Here is a 22834-nt window from a genome sequence, read left to right as displayed (position 1 = left end):
TGTTCTGAAATGAAATCAGAAATTTTTGGAGATTTTAAAAATCTTATCTTCAATGTAAAGTTTATCGTTGATGATTTTCCAAACATGATAAGGATTTACAGCTGTACTACGATTTATTCTTTTGAAATGTTTAGCAGGGAAAATCTCTTCTAAATTAGTCATAGTGGTTCTTAAAATCTGATTTTTTCCAGATTTGAGATGTATTTCAACATACACATGATCTGCTTCGGCAAACAAAAAATCTTTTGACTGGAAATAATATATCTGTTTGCCCAGTTCAATTTTAAAAACCGAATCTTCATTAACCAAAGCAAGATTAATAGCTGTTACCAAGTTGACTTTTTCGACTGGTTTAGAAAGATAAGCAGAAGGTCTTAGATGTGTAACCTTTTCCAAAGTACTTGGATCTGTGAGCGCCGTCGTGAATATAAAAGGTATTGAAATAGTAGTATTGATGAATTCAGCCAAATCAAGTCCAGTTTTATCTCCAGAAAGAGAAATATCAATTAAAACAAGATCAAATAGTCTGTTCGAAAGGAGTATTCTAGCTTCTTCATAGCTGTGGGTAATATCAGTGGTAAAAAATGGCTCCAGCATTTTCTTTAAAGACAATGCAATTAAGACTTCATCTTCTACAATTAATATTCTGCTTTTATGTTCAGTCATTAGGAAATACGATTTTGTATTTTGAATTTTCTCTTGTGTAATGCCCTTTTAATTGTTTTACCATTCCTTCAACAATAATAAGTCCCAAAGAATCTTTTTTGGTTTCAAAGTTGAAAATTGTCCCATTGTCAGAATAGTGAATTTTTATTTTATTGGTATCAGTTTTTTTAAGTTGCAGCTGCAAAGCAAGATCTTCTGTAGATTTTGCATGTTTAATAGAATTGGTCACTAATTCATTTACAAGAAGTCCGAGTGACAATATTTTATCTACACTGAAATAAACTTCTTCAGCATTAATGGTATAGGTAAAAATTCGTATACTACTGTTTTGGTGGGTTTCAAAAATCTTATCCAGATAAGTACTTGCTTCAACTCTTGAATGATCCTGATAGTTTACACTGTAAGTATAGAGTTCATGAGCAATCATAATGGTTTTAATACGTTGATAAAGGTCGTCAAATCGGTTTTTATAATCTTCATTTTCTTCCTGGTCTTTTTGAAAATCAATCAAACTTAAAATTACGGCAAGATTATTTTTGACTCTGTGATTCAATTCCTGAACCAGAAACTGTTTTTCTTCTAAACTAATCTGCAAGGCTGAATTGTTTTCAGAAATTTTTTTCTTCTGTTTTTCGATCTTTCTTTTGTTTCTCGTCAGTTGATATGTAAATAAAGCCAGAACAAGAACCGATACAATGAGTGTAGTGTTTAAGATTCGAGTCTTTTTAATATCTTTTTTTAAGGCTTGTTTCTCACTTTTTTCTTTTTCAAAGTTGTATTGCGTTTCAAGTTCTTTAATTTTTAGATCTCGCTGTTCGCTATAATATTTTTTATAATATTCTGAAGCACTTTTATAATAAAACAGACTAGAATCTGGCTTATGCTGTTTTTCAAGTATAATGCTTTTGGTTTCGTATACATCAGCTTTGTAATTGAGAACATTTGATTTTGATACTAAAGCCAGTGCAGAATCTATGTAAGTTTCAGCTGTATTGTATTTTTTGTCCTTTAAATAATAAAAACTCAGATTATTATACATAGATATAATAGCCTCGTAATGATGCTGTTTTTTGTATAAATAAAGTGCGCGCTGGTAATATTTTAACTCTTTTTCTGAATCAGATTTTCGATTACCCAATCCAAGGATAAGTTGTACAACAGGCATGTTTACCGTATCATGAACTTTTTCTGCGTATTTTTCTGCCTGAAGAGCAAGTTGATATGCCTTTTCAGAAAAACCGTTTACACGATAATAAGAAGATTTACGAATTAGAAAATTGGTGTAATTTTTCGATTTCAGATAGGGATAATTAGAAAATATGGTTTCAGCTTTCTTCAGTTCCTTAAAGCAAGAAGCTGCATTTTCGTTAATCTCAAAGATCAGTGCTCTTTCAACATAGATGTTAAGTTGCTGTTCTGGACTTGTTTGAGAATCTGTGTTTAGATTTTGTGAAAGTTTAAAAGCCTCATCATAAAGACCAAGTTCAGTTAAGGTTTTCAGTTTTATAATGTCTAGTTCAATTCCGGCAGAACCGCTATAAGATTCTCTGTTTTTTTCAATAAGATTTAAAACTTCTTTAAATTTACAATACACAATTTTCTGTTCAAGATCCTTCTTTAATGAATTAAAAGAAGACTGACCTAAACAGACTAGAGTAGTAAAAATTAAAAAAAAGCTTAAACGAATTTTCACGATTCCAAAAATAATAATGAGACACACTAAATATATTGAAAGTATATTTTACATGAAAATCAAATGTATAAATTACATTAGATATTGTTTTAATAATTGTTCTGAATCATTTATTCTTTGTTCTGAATTCAATTGAATGATATTGAATTAAGCTTATATAGTTACTTATAAAGATTTATTTTTAAAAGAAAGGACATTATACGTTGTAAGTTATTTTAGATATATTTGTTTGAAAAGCGCAAAATTAACAAGATTGCGGAAGCATGAATTACACATAAAATTCTTCTAACAAATAAAAAAGGAAATGAAAATAAAACTACTTATCACAAGTATTCTTTTAACTTTTTTTACAAAGATTCAAAGTCAGGATTTAACCAATTTTAAGACTGATTTTGAACACTCTTTAAGTGAAACATTTAATGAAGAAAGTTTAGATGATTTATTTCGCAAATACCCAAATATTCTAACCCCTCAAAGTGATATTACACAGTTAACCTCCAATTTAAAAGGAGAAAGTTTGACGGCATTTCCTTTAAGTGATTTCAAAAAGGAGAATTTATATACTGAGAACATTGATAAAATGTTGAATTCAGAAAATCCGAATCAACGTTTACTTTCTTATTTAATGATTGGCGCTTCTAACGATTTGTCAAGAGAAGAACAATTATTAAACAAATTAAAAATAGAAAAAGAAAAAGGAAATTTGCTTTGGTGTGGAATGGCACTTCTGCATCTAAAGACAAAACATACCACCGAAATGTTTGACTTTTTAGTAGAAAATGAAAACTTCGGTGATGCGCACATGATACCTTTATTTTTCAGATTGGATAAAGACAGTTTACAAGAAACGGCATATAAAAGATATGATAGTGAAAACTTAAAAGCTAAAATTTTAGCGGTTCAGATATTATCAATAACAGATAAAAATGATAAAACAGAAAAGATCGTTTTAGACGCCGTTAAAAATTGGGATATCAATATAAAAGGATACGCCATTTATACAGTAAAAGAACTTAAAATAGGGAATTTACTAGAAACCTTTAAACCATTTTTAGATAATGATAAAGTGCGTAAAATTGCCTTGCAGGCCTTAGCTGAAAGTCCAACAAGTAGCGATAATGAATATTTAAAATTATTAATGACTCAAAAAGACAGTATTTCAAATGATTTATTAGATTGTTTTTTTGAATCGAATAAAATTGAAAATCTAAGGTTTTGGTTAACATTATTAGAATCAAAAAAGGTTTCAGATGACTATTTCATTTTTGTTCAGCATAATAAATTGATTTATTCTGATGAAGTATTACCGAATATTCAACACACTTTAAAAGTTTGTAAAAACGAAAAAGTGATTGCACAATTAGTAAGAGCATTAGAAGGAAGAAATGATGCTGAAAGTACTACTATTTTAATTGACTTTTTAAAACACAAAGATTCTTCTGTGAGATATTGGAGTGCCGATGCTCTAAAAGGAAATAAGAATCAAAGATTAATTGATCTTTTACCAGTTTTGATCAATTATGAACAATACAGAACAGTTGCTTTAGTGAATTTGCTTATTGTAAATAATGTAAATAATCAGCAAGATACATTTGAAAAGATATATAAAGAAAGAGGTGAAGCATTGGAATGGGAAAGAGCCTCAATAGAATATTTGTCGAACTTTCCATTAGAGAAACATAAAGAGCTTTTCAAAAAAATCCTAAAAAATAACGAATCAGATTTTTCAATGAGATATGATGCCGCATTAGGATTAGGAAGATTAAAAGATGTTGCTTCAGCCGATCTATTGATTAAAGCTTGTGAAGAAGCAAGAAAAGAAAGTGATTTCAACTGTAGAAACTTTCTGATTGCATTGGCAATGCTTAAAGGGGAAAAAGCAGAAAAAGAAATCAAAACATTTTTAAACAGCGATGAAACGGTTGTAAAAGAACTTGCGAACGAATTATTAAAAAACTGGAAATAAAATCAAACTGGCCCATTTGATTGGACCAGTTTGAAATAGTAAATATTATATAGCAAGAGCAATGTCTTTTACAGGAACTGGCCAAACACCTGGAGCAGGGAAACTAATTCCTTTATTCGCACCTCTAACAGAAGCATCTTGTCCGAAATAATATAATGGCCAACCGTTGTAAGTCAGTTGTGATTTACCAAATACCGTAATTACAGAAAACTTAGATTTGTCCAAAATTGACGGAACAACAATCTTGTCTGTTTCATAAATAGGCCAAACCGAATTATTAGAAAAATCAGCTTTAGTGAAATTATTCTTTTTGAAGTTATCATTCTTAAAAGTATACAATGTCAATCCTTTTGCGTCTGTAAAGTAAGTAGTCGTGCCATCACCAACAGTATAATCAGATTTATAGTTTTTTCCGTCGTGACCTACAAGCTGACTTTTTACCAGCATAATAGAATAATCAGGTTTTGCAATAAACCAAACACCGCCAACACCATCTCCTGTAGTTTGACCTGTAGCTTCACGAGTATTAACTCCGTTTACCACTGGCGCATAATAATATAAAGGCCATCCTTTATACGTTAGTTGTTTTTTAGAAGAAGAGGTTGTAATCGTTCCAAAATCAGATAAAGTTAAGCCATCCGCGATTTTATCGGCAGTCAAATTATCTACATAAAATGGAGGCCATACAGCTTCGCAACCTCCAGAACAAGATGCCTGGCCATTGGCATCAGTGGCAAAAAAGTAAAGCGATTTCCCTTCTTTATCAGTCAGATACGAACCAAATGTTGCGCTTGTAGAAAGACTAATCTCTTTTTTAACTTCTGGAGTTGTATTGTTATTGTCAGTATCGCTGCTACAGCTTGCGATAAACAGGGCTGCAACTGCAGCTAAAGCGAATTTTAATTGTTGTAATTTCATGGTTTTTAATTTAATTGTTGTTATTAATATTATTCGTAACGGGTAAGGTTTCTCTTGAGGTAATACTAGCTTTTCATTGTAAAATGTTGAAGAATCTGTTTAGGGGTTGAAACAATTTTCATATGAATAGAATCAAACCATTGTACTTCGCTGTTGATTTCGGCACAACATTCGTTCTTCGAATTGAAAAAAGCGCTTTTAAAATTGATTTTATCTTCAATATTGAATTGGTTCATTTCGACTAAAAAAGGTTCGGTAAACATTAGATTTTTATAACAGACCAATCCATGATTTCCTTCCTGAATACCCAGATTGAGTGTTCTGAGTTTCTCTCTTGAAAATCCATTCTCATACAAAAAGCGATATAATAATCGTATGGTATAAGAGACATAGGCAGTGTTTTCCATTACCATAACATCATCTACATCTTCACCTGTAACGGTATAGTTTTTCCAGATCATAAAAAATGGGTTAGGTTAGTGGTAAAAAGAAGCCGGCTAAGTATGAAACCGGCCTCAAATAGAATGTCCAATGATGTATTCAGAAGGCATTTATTTAGTCAGTAAAAAGTTGTAATCGATTTTGACTTTATCAGCAATTTTCTTTCTCACCAAACTTGGAATTTCAATGTTGTAATCTTCCGGTTTTGCTTCAAATGAACCATTAAGTGTGATTCCATTAGCAGCTTTTGAAATTTTTACAATGATGGTCACAGGATTTGTCTTGCCGTGAATGGTAAGATCTCCTTTAAGAGTAAAGTTTTTAGGCGTATTGGTGATTTTAGCAATATCAAAATCAACAATTTTTCCTTTTAATGTTGCTTTTGAGAACTTTTCAGATTCCATATAATTTTCATTGAAATGTTCTTCCATTAAAGCCACTTTAAAGCGGAAGCCTTTTATAAGAACCAAAGACGCAAAATCTCCGGTTGATTGTTCTAGTATCGCAGAAACACTTTTGTTTTCGGCGGTAACTTCTTCATAAGAAGGCATTGAAGCCTGAAACTTGATATTTCCGGTTTTTGTGATCAGTTTTTGTGCTGATGCATTGTTTATTCCAAGTAAAAGGAATACAATCAAGCAATTAAAAAATAGTCTTTTCATAGTAATTAATTTTCTTTTAATCCGTCAGTGTTCCATTTTACAATCACATCAATATTGGCCTGAGACATTCTTCCTCCTTGAGGCATAATACCTTGTTGACCATTTTGGAGCTGTATTCTGCCTAATAGTCCAGCATTTTCAACAGCAGCTTTTACTTCTGCATAAGTTGTTAAAGGTCTAAACCCTGCAGATCTTCCACTTTGGTGACAACCAATACAATTAGCATCGATAATTGATTTTACATTTTTAGTGTACGTTACTGCGGTCGATGGCTCTGATGGAGTAACTGGATCAGGATTGCCTGGATTAGGATTATTGGGTTCTGTATTCGTTGGAGTTTCAATATCTTCATAAGTATCCGAATCGCTGCAGCTTGTAAATACGGCAAGTAAAACGGTTAACATTAATACCTTTTTCATAGTTTGTTTTTTTGTGGTTAATTAAAATACTCTGTATAAGTTAAATCCGAAGAAGAAATCTCCTTTGCCCCAGTTTCCAGATGCATTAGTGATGTATCCGCTTTCGCTCATGGATTGTGAATTAGTGAAAATAAGCTGGAAAACATGTCCGCCAGTTTCTACATCAAGTCCTACTGATAAAGGGTTTTTGTAAAAATCAGGTTTGTCAAAATTGTGCATGTATTCTAAGTTTACAGACAATCTTTTAGTGATTTTATAGCGTCCGCCTCCACCAAAAGAAAACTGATTGTCTCTTTCAATGTCAGGATTGTAAAGGTTTTTGTGAATAAAAGAAGGCACTAACTCAAACGACAGTTTTTCACTGAATTTTCTTGAAATCAATACTTGCTGTACCAAAGTAACTCGATGCTTAAATTCTAAACCTGGATATTGGTCCTTCTCCAAAAAAGTATTAATATCAGCAACACTATAACCCACAATATCTACAGGGAAATGATCGTCTTGTCTCACCAATCGGTATTTTAAACCAGTTTCATACATTTTGTTTAAAGTATGTCTAGAAAGACTAGCAGAAAGCCAATCTGTAATTCCATAAATACCGCCCAGTTTTGTAGTAGCATTATCCAGACCGAAAAAGCTGTCAAGACCATCTTTTACTGTACCAAAACGATGCGATACAACAAAATAAAATTCCTTTTTTGCAGGCATTTTTGTGGTTTGTAAGGTTACCAGCTGCAAAGCTTTAAAAGTTGCTGTAGAATAGTTGGCATCTACCTTAGTAGAATCAAGGCTTTTAAGTAAATCGTCCTGCGAATAAGCCATAGTAGCCATAAAAAAGCAGAAGGGGATTAAGAGTTTTTTCATAAATGGTTAATTGTTTGGGTTATTAATCGTGCACTGGTCTAATTTGATTTCCTGAAATAGCTCGTCGTAACCAATGCATTTTCCTTTAATGATGGCATTAGGACTTAAGAGATTGTGTTTTGTTTTTTGAGTGAAAAGGCAGAAAACAGTATTTTCAAGTATCATAACAGAATCTGTTTCTTTGGTTACTTTACCTGTTACCTCGATAGTTTTGTTGAGGTATTTTAAATCTGCTTTTTTAGGATCGGAATTGTAATCCTCAATTAATGTGGATGCCGTTATGCTGGTTTCCGGATTTTCGGTTGATATGTTACGGGCTTCTTTAAAAAGAAAACCGTAATACAAATAGATACCGCCAGAAACGATTAGAAGCAAAACTGCAAGGAGTGTGACTGCTTTTTTTCTTTTCATTTTCAATTTTTTTGATGGGTTTAATAGTAAAACAGGCATGATGCAGATTACCCTACCAAAAAATTGTGATTTTGTCAGAAAAAAATAAAAAAGTATACAAACCGTCTTTTGAGGTTTGTATGTTGTAGTTTATAAAGAAACTCTAAAACTCACATTTGGAGTTCTTTGTAGCGCAAAAGTTTCCACTTCTTCAATAGAATTAGTAAGCGAACTAATTCGATAATATTCGCCTATTTCGTTTTTGCGATTTAAGATATTCAAAATAGATAGTCCTATTTTATATTGAATTCCGTTAGCAGTTTCCCATTTATAAGTAGAAGAGAGGTTAACCTGCGAAAAAGCATGAAGATTGGTATTGTTTGGTCTGTTGTAAACCAAAACAGGATCTGAAGGATCTATATTGGAAGTTTCTGCAGAAGTTTTGGGCCTTCCCGAAGACCATTTGGTTCCCAGAGCAATTTTGAAATTGTTTTTCTCGTACATTACAGCCCACGAAAGAGTATGCGATAACTCAAAATTGTTTGGAAATCTTTGAAATTCGTAATTAGGAAAATCGTAGTTATTATCATTAAAAGTATAACTCATCCATGTCAGAAAGTGATTTAGCTTTTTTTGAATTAGGATTTCTGTTCCTAATACTTCATAATCTCCCGTCGTTCGTACAAATTCTAATTGATTCTGAAAACCTTGACTAGCAGTGATAATGCCGTTTACTCTTTTATAAAAATTCTCAATATCCAAAAGCCAGTCATTCTTTTTGTAGAATAAACTTAAAGACAGCTGTTTGCTTCTCTGAATAGGAACGGTGGTATTATTCGATACAATCCAACGTCTTTTTTCGATTCCGAAATAATCTTTTTGCAAATCAATAATCTGTTGTGAATTTTGACTTTTGAGTTCTCCTAACAGCTCTAGATTAAGGTTTTTATTAATGCCATAATTAAATTGAACTCGCGGCTCCACAATGCATTTTTGAAATTTTTCAATATAATTGATTCGTGCTCCAGCTTTAAAATATAATCTGCTGATGGTATCATTATATTTTCCTTCAAAAATTAAAGCATGCGTTCGAAGTACATCTTTAACTTTTCGATAAAATTCAGGATTGTTGACGCGCTCGAAATTGGTAATACCGATTTCATTGAATTGATAACCGTCACTCAGAATAAATTTAGAATTTAGAATATGCTGATTTTCTAAATTGATTCCGTTATTATTTACCGTATTTTCCTGAATGGCAATTTGATTTCCGATACTGTTTTTCTGATTGCCAAGAAGTTTATAACCCGAATTGTAAATATTGATTTTTGTTGTATTAAAGCTGTTCCAGTTTCTTTGCCATGATAAATTACCACCATAGTTTTGTTGACGTAAAGTGCTGTTTTCAGACCTAAAAATATCGTAGACTTTTGCACTTTGAAAAACTTTCAGATTGTCCTGAATCGTTATTAAATCAAATACTAGCTGATCTTTGGTGCCTATTTTTTGGACATATTTAAATGTAGCATCATAAAAACCGAATTTCTTGTCACTTCGATAATCTACATTTTGCTTTTCATTGAAATCAGTAATGGTAGTATTTTGGAATACTTTATTGAAATATTCTTTATAAGTAGGAGTTTCTACAAAATCGGTAATCGATTTACGGGCAGAAATTTCGATAAAACTCTTTTTAGAAAGATTGTATTTTCCATAAACATCTGCATTTATCATATTGATTCCCGCACTGAAACTGTTTTTTTCTTCCGTTTGAGGAGTTGTAGAAATATCCACTACACTCGATACACTTTCACCAAAAAAAGCAGAACTTCCGTTTTTATAAATCGAAATGTTGTGTGCCAAATTCGGATTAAATACAGAAATCAAACCAAAAAAGTGACCAGTTTGAAACATTCGGATTCCATTCCATAAAAACAAATTCTGATCATGCGTTCCTCCTCGAACGTTGATACTCGAAACACTTTCATCGATGCTGTTTACCCCTGGGATTTGCTGCATGGCTTGCAAAGCGTCTGGTTCTATAAGTCCAGGAAGAATACCAAATTTCTTAGGTTTGATCTCAAATGATCCGTCTGTATTTTTAGAAATACCAGAAGCAAGAATAGATCCAGCTTTAATTTCTTTTAATTCTGTAACTTCAGGTTCCAAGAATAATTTCAAGCAGTTTTTGGTATCAGCATTTCCAATTGAAATTCTTTTGGAACAAAATCCCACATGACTGATTAAAAGCGAGTTTTTATCTATTTTCTTTAATTCAAAATAACCATCTGAATTGGTTGTAGCATGAATTTTTCCCGATAAATTAAGATTGACGCCTTCAATAGGTTTTTTATCTAATGAAGAAAAAATATACCCACAGATTATCGGAGTTTTGTCTTTGTTTTTATAAACATTAACGAATTTGTTGTCAATGTTTTCAAATGACAAATCAGTTTTTTGAGAAAGATAACGCAGTTTCTGTTCTAAAGAAAGTGATTTATTTGGCGGACTTAATTTCAATCCAACGACATTGTCTTCCAGATAATTAAAACTAACCTGATGCTGCTGCTCAATATCAATAATGATTTTACTGAAAGGCACAGTTTTTCCTTTCTCCTGACCCAATAAATTGAGGACATAGAAAAAAATGCAAAACAAAAAATGATATTGTTTTGGGCGCAGCATTTATTTTTCGGCAATAATTATTTTATGGTTTGAAACTTTTTGAATTTTTAAGTTATAAGTTGTACTTAGAATCTGCAATGCGGTATCGAGATTTTCAGCAGGTAATTTTCCTGTAAACAAAGAGGTTGTATCTTTGGTTTTCAACTCAATAGTAATGTTGTATTGTCTTTCCACTTCATCCAAAATAGTTCGGATGTTTTCTTTGTAAAAACTGATTTGATGGTCGATCCATTCTGGTTTTAGCGAATTGGTTTCCGTTTCAATCTGATTTCCATTCTGAAAAGTTACACCTTGACCATGAGTCAAAAGAATTTGTTTGTCTCCGTAATTCACTTTTACACGTCCTTCATAACAAACAACATCAAACCTGTTTTTTCTAACCTTAACATTAAACTGTGTTCCTAAAACGGCTACTTTTCCCAGTTTGGTTTCTACTTCAAAACGTCTTCCTTTTGCTACTTTAAAATAAGCTTCACCTTGTAGTTCAAGATTTCTGTTTTTGTTCCAATTCCATTTTTTGTACTGAATTTCAGAACCTGAGTTTAAAACCACTTCAGAATTATCAGGCAGAGAAAAAGAATTTTTTTCTGCAAAACCTGCCGTTTCTGTCTGAGGTACCAGCATATTAAAAGCAAGTGTGATTCCGAGAGCCAGAATAAAAATCGCTGCTGCACGGAAAAACCATGTTTTGTATAACGGAATTACTTTTGGGGCTTCTTTTTTCTGTGTCAAAATAGAAGAAAGCATAGCGTTTTCATCCAAATCATCCACCGTTAAATGATCTGTATAATTTTTAATTTTTTGATATTTTTCAAAATCGGGACTGGCTTTAAAAGCAGCTAATTCTTCTTCAGTCAAATCATCGTTAAGCCATTTGGCTAGTAAGTGATTCTTTTTCATTGTACCGGTATTATGTTATTAAAACAGTTAGAACTAAATTTACCCTACTTTTTAGAGATCAATTTCTTTACGTAAGCTTAACAAAGCTAAATGAATGCGTTTTTCTACCGCTTTTACGCTGATATTTAAGTCGGCGGCAATTTCGCTATATTTTTTTCCATCAATTCTGTGCATCAAAAAAGCAACACGTTGTTTCTCGTTTAAGTTTTCGATTGCTTTTAAAAGTTTTGCTTGAAATTGTTTTTCTTCCAAAATATATTCGGGAGTCTGATTGGTTTTATCCAAACCTGTAAAATCTTTTTCGTATTTCAAAACCACTTTTTGATGGGCGATTTCATTCAGGCTGCTGTTGTTGGCAATGGTATAGACGTAAGATTTTGCCTTTTCGATTGGAACCGATGAACAGTTCTGCCAAAGTTTTAAGAAAGCTTCTTGTGCAACATCTTCGGCCTTTTCGAGATTACCAAATTTGTAAAAAAGAAAATTCCGAAGCGCTTTAATATGGCTTTTAAAAAAGGACGAAAAAACAATTTCGTCACAAGTGTTTGATTCGGGCTTGTTTGGCATTTAGGTTTGTGGTTTGGAAAATGCAAAAGTATTTGTTTTTAATATAAGTAGGGTAGATGCCTATAAGATTGTTTTATATAAGAATAAAATGCTATTGGCTTTTGATAATTTTGTATTAACAAGAGACTTAAATCCTTGATTTATTAGTAAAAGAACCATTTCTAAATTTTATTACCTTTGTAAAAATCTAAATATGTTGTCTCTAAGAAAATATTTATTAATAGTACCTTTTCTTTTTTTTGGATCTTGCCAAGATGAAATTGACGAGCAAAGCTCTAATACTCAAGGTACGGTAACGAAGGTTTCTCCGTTGACTTCTTATCTGCAACGAGTAGCTATGGTTCCTACTGTACAAGACAATATAATTGACGGATCAAGTTATTGTGCCTTAAAGTTTCCATACACCGTTACAGTAAATAATACGCAGATTGCACTTAATTCAACTGCCGATTATCAAAAAGTATTGGATAATATCAATGCCAGTAATACGGATGATGATATTGTGAAAATAAATTTTCCGGTAACAATGGTGTATTATAATTACATCGAAAAATTCATTCCTAATCAAAGTGATTTTGATGATTTGATTGATTATTGGAATCTTTATCCTGATCTTTTATCTAAAATCAACGGATTAAATATTAATTATCCCATTACAATTGATGTTTACAACACTGCCAATCAAGTGGCAAGTTCAGTGTCGATTATAAGCGATCAGAGTTTTTTTAATTTTATAAAAAACTTAACTGACAGTCAATATCTTTCGTTAAAATACCCAATTTCAATTGTTGATTATAATAATCAGACAAAGTCTCTTAACAATAATCAGGATTTCGAAAATGCTATTAAATATGCAATAGACAATTGCCCTGAAAATAATATTGCAACACTTGACTTTGAGAACGTTATTATTAATGGTTCCTGGAGCATTCCTTATTTTTATAAAGGTTCAGATCAAACGAATTCCTATGATGGTTATTCTTTTGTTTTCAAAAGCGATAAAACAGTTACGGCTTCTAAATCGGGAATTTCAGAAACAGGTCAGTGGGAAGTTAATGTTGTCCAATATGGACTTAAGGAATTGAAATTAAATTTCAATTCAGAATTAATGAGTAAACTGAACAATAGTAGCTGGAAATTATTCGAGTTTAATAATTCGCAGATTCGATTAAGAAATGTTTCTAGTACAACAGATTATCTTTATTTCATGAAAAAATAAGGCTATGAATTAGATAAGATTTTTAAAGTGTAAATTTTCTTTTACAGAGATTTTAAATGCCTTAAAGATTTCCTTTCTGAATAATATTCAATTCCTTATTAAAAGAATTTCTATATTTTTTAATATACTCCGAAGGTTTCATTCCAAATAATTTTACGAACTGTTGACGGAAGTAACGCTGATCTTCGATTCCAACCATAGGACCAACTTGTGCAATGTTAATGTTTTCTGTAAGCATGATTACAGCAGCTCTACGAATTCTAATCGATCGGATAAAAACATTTACAGTTTCTCCCGAAATAGCTTTAATCTTTTTATAAAGACTGGAATGACTCATTCCCATTGCAGCCGAAAAAGTCTTTAGATTAAATTCGCTGTTTTCTAGATTTGCTTCAACGATTTCTATGCATTTATCAAGAAACTCTTTGTATTCGAGAGGAACTTTATTGATGTTTTCGCGAAGCGTTATACTGTCCAAAAAGTATTTGCGCAGTTGCCCTCTGTTACGAAGAACAGAATCAACTCGTGCTAAAAGTATATCACTGTCAAAAGGTTTGGTCACATAATCATCGGCACCTTCTATAATACTTTGCAGATGAATGTCATTGCTGGTTGTAGCGGTGAGAAGTATCACTGTAATATGGCTCAAATCATCATTTTGCTTGATTTTCTTGCATAAATCCAAACCATTCATGCCTTCCATAGAAATATCACTCAACACAATATCAGGCATATGTTTTTCTACCAATTTTAATCCATCAAGACCATTAAAAGCAGAATAAACAATATAGTTTTTAGAGAAAAGTTGCACCAGATAATGATTCATTTCAGGATTATCTTCCACAATCAACAATACCTTTTTTGTACTAACCAGCGCTTCAGGAAATGAAGGCAGATTTTCTTTTTCATATGTATTTTGGGCTGGTAATCCTTCGAGAAGTTCACCCACAAGTGGAGACATATGTTGATGATTCTCGTTAATATTTATTTCTGTAAAATGGTTGTTTCCTTTTAGAAGTTTAATAGTGAAAGAAGTGCCTTCTCCAACTTTACTTTTACACGTTAATTCGCCATGATGCTTATTTACGAAATATTGGGCAACATAAAGTCCTATCCCAAAACCGTTACTGGCTTTGGACTGAATTTGCTTGAATTTTTCAAAAATAGTTGCAATATCATTTTCAGCAATACCGCTTCCAGTATCCGATATAATTATAGAAACATCATTATTGTTTTCAATGAGTTCAATAGTTATGGATCCTTTGTTTGGAGTAAATTTAAAGGCATTAGAAATTAAGTTAAAGAGAGCAATTTCTATTTTTTCATAATCGCCATATATTTCAGTTGGTATATTTTCTTCAATAAATTGGTAATTGATATTTTTGGCTGCTGCCATTTGTGTAAAACTTTCGTAGATTTCACAACAAAGAGTATTTAGATTAATCTTCGAAACTTTTAGTTCATCAAGATCCGTTTCGGCTTTTCTAAACAATAATAGCTGATCCGTAAGACTCAGTAGGCGTTTAGCATTTTTATAGGCAAGACTTAGATCCAGATCATTTTCAGGCTGTTTTTTTCTTTCAATTGCACTCTTAAGAGGATTTATGATTAAAGATAGAGGAGTGCGTAATTCATGAGCCATATAAGTGAACATAGAAAATTGTTTTTCGGCATGTTCCTTATCTTTTTTGTGCTCCATTCGGGCAAGTTTTATTTCATAACGAAGTCTTTCCTTGTTTTTATGATAATTTACGTAAGCATAAATCGCAGCGATTGCAGCGATGAGATAAAAAGTATAAGCCCACCAAGTTCTGTACCAAGGCGGAAGTATTTTTACCGTTGCCAATGTTACTTCATTTGTCCAATTTCCGAAGACATCTGTTATTCTTACCTTAAACGTATAAGTTCCTTCAGTTAGTCTTGAATAATTTGCTCTGTTGTTTTTGGAGGTAAAATTCCAATTTTTGTCCCAGCCCTCCAGAAAGTAAGCAGTATTGATTTTCTCAGAGTTAACATAGTCAAGATATACAAAATCAAAGCTTAATGCCGATTTTTCGTAAGGAAGCTCAGCAGCCGTTATCATTTCTAGTTTTTTCTCTGTTACGTAAGGATTATTTACTGGTAAAGACTGATTGTTTACCAGTAAATCATTTAATAAAAATTTGCCTGTATTTTTTTTGTCTTTAATGCGATCCGGAAAAAAAACATTGAATCCGTTTATACCTCCAAAAATAAATTCTCCTGTAGAAAGTTTAGTGCCTGCATTCCAACTAAATTGAGTTCCCTGTAATCCATCAGTAACACCAAAATTTCTAAAAGTATTGTTTTTAGGATTAAATCTTGAGATGCCATGATAGGTACTCATCCATAAATTTCCTTGTTTGTCTTCCAAAAGACGAAGTACCGTATTACTCGAAAGACCATTTTGAGTGGTATATTTTTTATAAGTTCTTGTTTTTCTATCAAATAAAAGCAGTCCGCCTTCTACTGTACCGATCCAAAGATTGTTGTTTTGATCTTCTGCTATACATCGAATGTTATAATCAGAATGATAATTTTTTACTTTATTTGTTTTGGAATCAATTTCAAAAAAGGAATTGAATGTTCCTCCCCAGATTTTTCCATCTTCGGTTTCGTAAAGACAAGTAACATCGCGTAAAGTATTGCTATAACAGATGAATTTATTTTGTTTTCTGTCAAACTGATAAAGTGCACCTGCATTAGTGACAGCAAGCCATAGTGTATTTTTTGAATCTAAAAAGAGCAGCCATGATTCTTGTTCTGCTTTTTTAGTGAATTGATTATAGATGGAAAAATTTTGAATGGTCTTTGATTTTGGATCAATTCGACAAACTCCGCCTTTCCACATCGCAACCCAAATGGCATTGTCAGAATCTTTGACGATGCTTGTAACAAAATTGCTTTGTATTTTTCTACCAGCAGATGAAGTACTGGAATACACTTCGTAACTATTTTGTTTTCTATTCCAATATCGTATTCCGGCACCATCGGTACCAATCCATATATTTTTCTTTTCATCTTCACAAAAAGAAAGAATAAAGTTTGCAGCTGGATCTTCGTCTTCTTTATTAGTCAGCGGATCTTTGCTTTTGAAATGATTAAAATAGAGTGGTTTTTTGCCCATCATACTTACGCCACCGCGAAGAGTTCCGAACCACATTTCTCCATTTTTACTTTGAAAAATATCATATAAAGATTTACTGTTAAGCAAAGCAACAGGACCGTTCGCACGATATAAAAGGGGAGTAGTCTGATTTTTTGTAAGGGTAAAAAGACCAGCTCCATCAGTGGCAATCCAAAGTCTGTCTTCCTGTTGATAAAAATCACGTACAACTGTTTTTTCTGTAAAGTAATTTTTAGAATAGTTATTCAGGTTGTAATTATAGAGATAAGCACCTTCATCTGAGCCAATCCAAAGTCCTTCCTTTGTTAATTTAATGCAATTTGCACCAGTAATTGTATCGTTTAAAAGTGTTAATTTTTGAGATTTAATATCAAATTTACAAAGTCCTTTTCCTGTTATAAAAACGTAAAAAACTTGTTTATTGGCATTGTATGCTATTGATCTGGCTATATAATGCAATTTTCCATTGAAAGGTATTGCTTTTCCGGTTTTTTCACCTTCTTTAAAAATGACAATACCTTCTTTTGTAGCTACCAGAATAATGTGCAGAGAATGTACTGCGATGATTTCGTAAGCAGTGCCATTTAAAGGTTTGATTTTTTTATTGGTATCGTAATACTTCAATGGACTAAAAGAAGAGCGTTCGGCATTAAAAATAACCGGACCTGCAGTTGTTCCGATCCAAAGATTATTTGCGTAGTCACCTTCAATACAGCTTATTGCATTTCCTTGAATAGAGTTTGGATCCGTATGAATATTACGGTAAATTTTAAAATCGTTCCCATCGTATCTGTTGAGTCCGTCAAAAGTTCCAAACCACATATAGCCATTTTGATCCTGATATATAGATGCAACGGAATTATTAGAAAGTCCAGAAGAAATATCAAGATGCTTGATTGGGAAATTTTGTCCAAAAGCACTTATAGAAAGTAGACTAATAATAAGAAAGGATTTTAGCTTATCCATAAATGTTTTTTAAAATGCTTGCCGCTTTTAACATTAAAAAAATAGAAGCGTACGATCTGAAAGCCGGATCATTTTTAAATCAATAAATGTTGAATCTGTATAGGTTGCGAAAATAGTGATTTATTAGATAAGGTGTAAAAGCAACATTTGTTTTTTAGATGAAATGAAGGATGTAGTTTGTGTTTTTGCATTAAAATTAAACTGTAGGAACTTAATCTTTCCGATTTATTTTTGAAAAAAGGAGCGATTTTATGGTATTAGTTAAAGGATTATTAAATACATTATTAAAGCGGTTAATTATTTCTTTAGTCATTTTTTTAAGGGTAAAAAATTGACAAATATGTTTTTAATAAGCTTTGTAAATGTGCTTTTACGAAATTGTCCCCTTTTATAAATGAATTTTTCCCTGTCTTAAAAACTCGTTGTGCCCTTAATTTGCAATGTCTGTTGATCAGCTACAACGTTTGAAAAATAAAGACTTATTTTTTTGTAGAAAGCGAATCAATAAAACAAACTAATTATCTTAACCAAAACCACTTTAACATGACCAACACTTCAATTAAAATTTACAGGAAAACCTTTTTCTTCTTATTAAAAAAATAGTGTAGAATTAATTTGAGAAGCAGAATATAATCTTAAAAAAAAACAATTACTCCAGAACAGTTTTTTTGCAAACTCACTTTATTATAGATTATAAATTCTGCCATTAAATTGTATTTTATACTAATTAATGAATCTAACTTAAAACCAAACCCAATTAAAAAAGTATGAAAAGAATTAAATCCAAATTTTTACTTTTATTACTCTTGCTGCCTTTTTGTGTTTTTGCTCAGAACACAATAAGTGGTGTCGTTATCGAAAAAGGCACCAATCAGCCCATACCAGGAGTAAACGTAAAAGTATCAGGTGCCAATATTAGTACCTCTACGGACTTTGATGGAAAATTTCAATTACCCGGAGTAAAAGCAGGTAATCAAGTTACATTTTCTTTTACCGGTTTTGTCAATCAAACCATAACGGTTGGCGCCCAAAAAAATCTAAGCATTACTCTTGAAGAAGATACAAACCAACTGAAAGAAGTAGTAGTTCAGGTAGGTTACGGAAGCGTTAAAAAGAAAGATGCTACAGGATCTGTTACGGCACTTTCAACAAAAGATTTTAATAAAGGAAACAACATTACTACAGAAAATCTGCTTAACGGTAGAGTAGCAGGTTTAACGGTGAACTCAACGGGAGCACCAGGTTCTAGTTCTCAGATTAGAATTAGAGGAGGAAGTTCACTTTTTGCAAGTAATGATCCTCTTATTGTAATCGACGGATTGCCTCTTGATAACGCTACAAATACAGGTTCTTCTTCTTTTTTGGCATCATTAAACCCAGCAACTGTTGAGTCGATAACAGTTTTAAAAGACGCATCGGCTTCTGCAATTTACGGTTCTCGTGCTGCAAATGGTGTTATTATTATTACAACAAAAAAAGGAAGTAAAACTTTATCTGTAGATTATAATGTACAATATGCTGCAGGTTCACTGACTAAAACGGTAGATGTTTTTAGTGCAGATGAATTTAGAAGTGTTATCGCAGACAGAAGAAGCGATGATGTCAATAAATTAGGAACTGCGAATACAGATTGGCAGAAAGCAATTTACAGAAATACTGGTACAATAGATCAGAGTTTAGCTGTTAGAGGAAGTTTATTTAATAGTATTCCAACAAGTTTGACTTTGGGAAATACAGACCAACAAGGACTTCGTTTGACTAATAATTTTAAAAGAAACACAGTTGGTTTAGTAATGAATCCAGCGTTTTTGGACAATCATTTAAAATTGAGACTTTCGGCTAATTATACAGACGAAACAAACAGATTTACAGATGCTGTAGAAGGATCTGCTATTGGTTTTGATCCGACACAGCCTATTAAAGTGGAAGGTGCGCCTTATGACGGTTATTTTGAATATACAACTGGTGTAGATGCTAATGGAAATTATCCTTTGGTGGCAACCGCTGCAAGAAACCCTGTTTCACAATTGCTCAATACAAATGACAGAGGAACCAACAACAGGATTTTTGGAAATTTTGAAATTGATTATAAATTTCATTTTTTACCTGCTTTAAGAGCGGTTGTAAATGTTGGTTTTGATGAATCTAATGGAGAAAGAAGAAGATTAGTGGCTGCCAATGCTGGTTCTGCTCCTTCTAATAATAACATTCCATATGGAACAAATGAATATACAGAACAAACCAGAAGAAATAAATTATTAGATGGTTATTTAGTATATAACAAAACTTTTAATGCGTTGAATTTTGAGTTAACGGGAGGATATTCGTATCAGAAATTCCAAAGTTCAAAGTTTGAAACCGGAAACATTTTAAATCCCGATTTGCCATCTACATTTCCTGAAACAACTCTGGATACCGATGTTGTTTTAATAGGATTCTTTGCGAGAACAAATTTAAACTTTAGAGACAAATATTTATTAACGCTATCTTACAGAAGAGATGGTTCTTCAAGATTTGAAGAAGCGAATCGTTGGGGGAATTTTCCTTCTGTAGCTTTTGCATGGAAAATCAAAGAAGATTTCTTTAAAGATAGTCAAACGTTATCTGACTTAAAATTAAGGTTAAGTTATGGAATTACAGGACAACAGGATATTCCTGAGCCAAACGGTTATTTACAGAAATATCAGGTTGGAAGCGGGAATTCTGAATACTATTTTGGTGCAAGTCCAGTTCCCGTTGCACTTCCTTCAAAAAGAACAAATAACTTGAAATGGGAAGAAACTACTTCATATAATGCTGGACTTGATTTTGGTTTCCTAGACAATCGTTTATCAGCGGGACTTGATGTGTATTATAAAGAATCTAAAGATTTATTAGTAAATGCAGCAATCTCTGATGGAAGTAATTTCTCTAATCGTGTGTATCAAAACGTGGGAAGCTTTACCACAAAAGGTATCGAGTTTACGATTAATGCAAATGCCATTAAAACAGAAGATTTTAACTGGAACATGAATTTTAATTTTTCTAAATTCGAAAGAAGAATTAAAAATCTAGTTAACGGAACCGATATTTTTTTAGGAGATAATATTGCAGGTACAGGAACTCCAGGGCAAATTTTCAGAGAAGGTTACACGCCATATTCTTTCTATGTGTACAAACAATTGTACAATAATGAAGGAAAGCCAATCGAGGGAGCATATGTAGATTTAAATGGTGATAATGTCAAAAATGATTCTGATAAATACATTTACAACAACCCAGACCCAGATTTTACATTAGGATTTGCTTCAAACATGAACTATAAAAAGTTTGACTTTTCATTCAACTTAAGAGCAAGTATTGGAAATCGAATTTTTAATGCTGTTGATGCCAGCAGAGCACAATATGATGCTATGGAAAATGGTGGAGTTTTAAGTAATGCTCCATCTCAAATATTGCAAACCAATTTTCAGACGACCTCAAATGTTGTTTTATCAGATCTTTATATTGAGAATGCATCATTCTTGAAAATGGATAATATCACTTTAGGATATACATTTGGAAACTGGCTAAACAGCAAATCAACATTAAGAGTATCTACGGGAGTTCAGAACGTTTTTGTATTGACTAAATACAGTGGTTTAGATCCTGAAATTACAAATAATGGTGTAGACAAAACGATTTATCCAAGACAACGATCTATTTTGTTTGGTGTTAATCTTAAATTTTAATAACGAAATCATGAAAAAATATATAGTAACAACAATAGTTGCACTGACTTTGGTTTTTCAGTCTTGTACAGATGATTTAAATGTAGTTTCTAAAGATGACGACGTTCTTTCTTCTGATGTATTGTTTTCGACACCTGACGGATACAAAAAAGCATTTGCAGGAGTTTACGGAAATCTAACTTTAACAGGCGTACTTGGTCCTGATAATTCTTCACTTGAAGGTGTAGATGCTGGAACAAGTCAGTTTACAAGATGTTTATTGTACATGCAGGAATTAACTACAGATGAATTGGTTTGGAGTTATGAGAATGATGCGGGAACGGCAGAATTACAGCGTAATATCTGGACAGCGGCAAATCCTGTTATCTTAGGAATGTTTAGTAGAACAATGGTTTCTGTTTCTTATGCAAACGAATTTTTACGCCAGAGTACTCCAGAAAAATTAAGTTCAAGAGGTATTACAGATGCTGCTACTTTAGCTGATATTGCATTGTATCGTCAAGAAGTTCGTGTTTTAAGAGCATATGCCTATTACAACATGATGGATTTATTTGGTAAAGCGCCAATGTATACTGAAAATGATCCTATTAACTTTAGAGGACCTGAGTTTAACAGAAAACAGTTATTTGAATATATTGAAACTGAATTAAAAGCTGTTTTACCTGAATTAAAAGCTGCCAGAACAAACGAATACGGAAGATTAGATAAAGCTATGGCACAAATGATTTTGGCTAAAATGTATTTGAATGCCCAGGTTTATATTCAAGCGGATCGTTTTAATGATTGTATTGCAATGTGTAACGCAATTATTGATGGCGGTTATACTTTAAAACCAAAATATCTGGATAATTTCAAGGCTGACAACAATACTTCTCAAGAGATTATTTTCGGAATTCAATCAGATGGAGCAGTTTCTCAAAACTGGGGAGCGACAACTGTTTTAACAAACGGACAAATTGGTGCTTGGGAAAATAATGGAGCCGATTTCGGAATTGGTGGTTGGACAGGAGCACTTAGAATCAGAAAAGAATTTGCTCAAAAATTTGAAGGGGTAAAATTCAGTCAGGATACAAGAAATACAATCGGAAAAGGTGTTGCCGGCGATCCAGGAAAACAAAGATCTATCGATATTGATGATATTGGTGTGAAAACGCAAGGTTATATTTTATCTAAATTTTCTAATAAAACATCAACAGGAGTTAACGGAATTAGTTCTACTTACGCTGATACTGATTTTCCATTATTCCGATTAGCCGATGTTTATTTAATGTATGCAGAAGCTACTTTAAGAGGAGGAAACGGAACAACGACTCAGGCTTTAAATTATGTAAATGCTTTGAGACAAAGAGCCAATTCAAACTCAACTGTTGGAAATATTACTTTAGGCGAATTAACGCTAGATTTTCTTATTGACGAAAGAGCACGCGAATTACATTGGGAAGCACACCGTAGACAAGACTTAATTCGTTTTGGAAAATATACTGGAGGATCTTATAACTGGGCGTGGAAAGGAAACTCTTCAAAAGGAATTGCTATTCCTGCTTATATGAGTGTTTTCCCGATTCCAGAAGGATCTTTAGGAGCCAATAAAAATTTAACTCAAAATACAGGTTATTAATTTTT

The 22834-nt window shown here is 32.4% G+C and carries 16 protein-coding genes; 4 read left to right on the top strand and 12 right to left on the bottom strand.

All coding sequences use genetic code 11. The features are described from left to right. Positions 1–15: 15 nt before the first annotated feature. Both NQQ59_RS01935 and NQQ59_RS01930 read right to left on the bottom strand, forming a co-directional pair. Entirely contained in the window at positions 16–666 is a 651-nt protein-coding gene (locus NQQ59_RS01935; RefSeq protein WP_144213095.1) for a response regulator transcription factor, read from the bottom strand. Continuing rightward, entirely contained in the window at positions 659–2260 is a 1602-nt protein-coding gene (locus NQQ59_RS01930) for a sensor histidine kinase (RefSeq protein WP_144213093.1), read from the bottom strand. The genes NQQ59_RS01935 and NQQ59_RS01930 overlap by 8 nt, the downstream gene beginning before the upstream one ends. A 403-nt stretch (positions 2261–2663) precedes the next feature. Here NQQ59_RS01930 and NQQ59_RS01925 point away from each other — a divergent pair, with 403 nt between their 5' ends. Beyond that, positions 2664–4325, top strand: a complete 1662-nt coding sequence (locus tag NQQ59_RS01925) for a HEAT repeat domain-containing protein (RefSeq protein ID WP_144213091.1) — start codon at positions 2664–2666, stop codon at positions 4323–4325. A gap of 45 nt (positions 4326–4370) precedes the next feature. Here the strand turns inward: NQQ59_RS01925 and NQQ59_RS01920 are convergent, their stop codons facing one another. From NQQ59_RS01920 to NQQ59_RS01880, 9 genes are all read right to left on the bottom strand, one after another. After that, positions 4371–5243: a COG4315 family predicted lipoprotein gene (locus NQQ59_RS01920; RefSeq protein WP_144213089.1), complete on the bottom strand. Its 873-nt coding sequence runs from the start codon at positions 5241–5243 to the stop codon at positions 4371–4373. Positions 5244–5308: 65 nt separating this feature from the next. After that, positions 5309–5704, bottom strand: coding sequence for a hypothetical protein (locus NQQ59_RS01915; protein WP_144213087.1), 396 nt, complete (start codon positions 5702–5704; stop codon positions 5309–5311). Positions 5705–5794: 90 nt separating this feature from the next. After that, positions 5795–6346, bottom strand: coding sequence for a YceI family protein (locus tag NQQ59_RS01910; RefSeq protein ID WP_144213085.1), 552 nt, complete (start codon positions 6344–6346; stop codon positions 5795–5797). A 5-nt stretch (positions 6347–6351) separates the two neighbouring features. Further along, positions 6352–6765 (bottom strand): cytochrome c family protein, encoded by a 414-nt coding sequence (locus NQQ59_RS01905; protein ID WP_144213083.1) that lies wholly within the window; start codon positions 6763–6765, stop codon positions 6352–6354. Between the two features lie 21 nt (positions 6766–6786). Beyond that, positions 6787–7629, bottom strand: coding sequence for a DUF5777 family beta-barrel protein (locus tag NQQ59_RS01900; protein ID WP_144213081.1), 843 nt, complete (start codon positions 7627–7629; stop codon positions 6787–6789). A gap of 6 nt (positions 7630–7635) precedes the next feature. Next, a complete protein-coding gene (locus NQQ59_RS01895) occupies positions 7636–8040 on the bottom strand; it encodes an OB-fold protein (protein WP_144213079.1) in 405 nt (134 codons plus the stop codon). 129 nt (positions 8041–8169) lie between these two features. Further along, positions 8170–10620, bottom strand: a complete 2451-nt coding sequence (locus NQQ59_RS01890) for a TonB-dependent receptor (RefSeq protein ID WP_257698116.1) — start codon at positions 10618–10620, stop codon at positions 8170–8172. Between the two features lie 84 nt (positions 10621–10704). Then, positions 10705–11604: a FecR family protein gene (locus NQQ59_RS01885; RefSeq protein ID WP_144221464.1), complete on the bottom strand. Its 900-nt coding sequence runs from the start codon at positions 11602–11604 to the stop codon at positions 10705–10707. Between the two features lie 51 nt (positions 11605–11655). Beyond that, complete coding sequence (locus NQQ59_RS01880; protein WP_144213075.1) at positions 11656–12171, bottom strand: RNA polymerase sigma factor; 516 nt, start codon at positions 12169–12171, stop codon at positions 11656–11658. A 193-nt stretch (positions 12172–12364) separates the two neighbouring features. Between NQQ59_RS01880 and NQQ59_RS01875 the strand changes: the two genes are divergently transcribed. After that, positions 12365–13390, top strand: coding sequence for a hypothetical protein (locus tag NQQ59_RS01875; protein WP_144213072.1), 1026 nt, complete (start codon positions 12365–12367; stop codon positions 13388–13390). 61 nt (positions 13391–13451) lie between these two features. Here the strand turns inward: NQQ59_RS01875 and NQQ59_RS01870 are convergent, their stop codons facing one another. After that, positions 13452–17501 (bottom strand): hybrid sensor histidine kinase/response regulator transcription factor, encoded by a 4050-nt coding sequence (locus tag NQQ59_RS01870; RefSeq protein ID WP_144213070.1) that lies wholly within the window; start codon positions 17499–17501, stop codon positions 13452–13454. A 767-nt stretch (positions 17502–18268) separates the two neighbouring features. Here NQQ59_RS01870 and NQQ59_RS01865 point away from each other — a divergent pair. Beyond that, positions 18269–21211: a SusC/RagA family TonB-linked outer membrane protein gene (locus NQQ59_RS01865; RefSeq protein WP_144213068.1), complete on the top strand. Its 2943-nt coding sequence runs from the start codon at positions 18269–18271 to the stop codon at positions 21209–21211. A 10-nt stretch (positions 21212–21221) separates the two neighbouring features. Further along, positions 21222–22829 carry a RagB/SusD family nutrient uptake outer membrane protein gene (locus NQQ59_RS01860; RefSeq protein WP_144213066.1) on the top strand — a complete coding sequence of 536 codons (1608 nt, stop codon included), beginning with the start codon at positions 21222–21224 and terminating at the stop codon, positions 22827–22829. Positions 22830–22834 lie beyond the last annotated feature (5 nt).

Origin of the sequence: Flavobacterium panacis, assembly GCF_024649945.1 — a bacterium.
GTDB lineage: Bacteria > Bacteroidota > Bacteroidia > Flavobacteriales > Flavobacteriaceae > Flavobacterium > Flavobacterium panacis.
The sequence above is the reverse complement of the archived record's forward strand: the minus strand, read 5'-3'. Positions and strand labels throughout refer to the sequence as shown.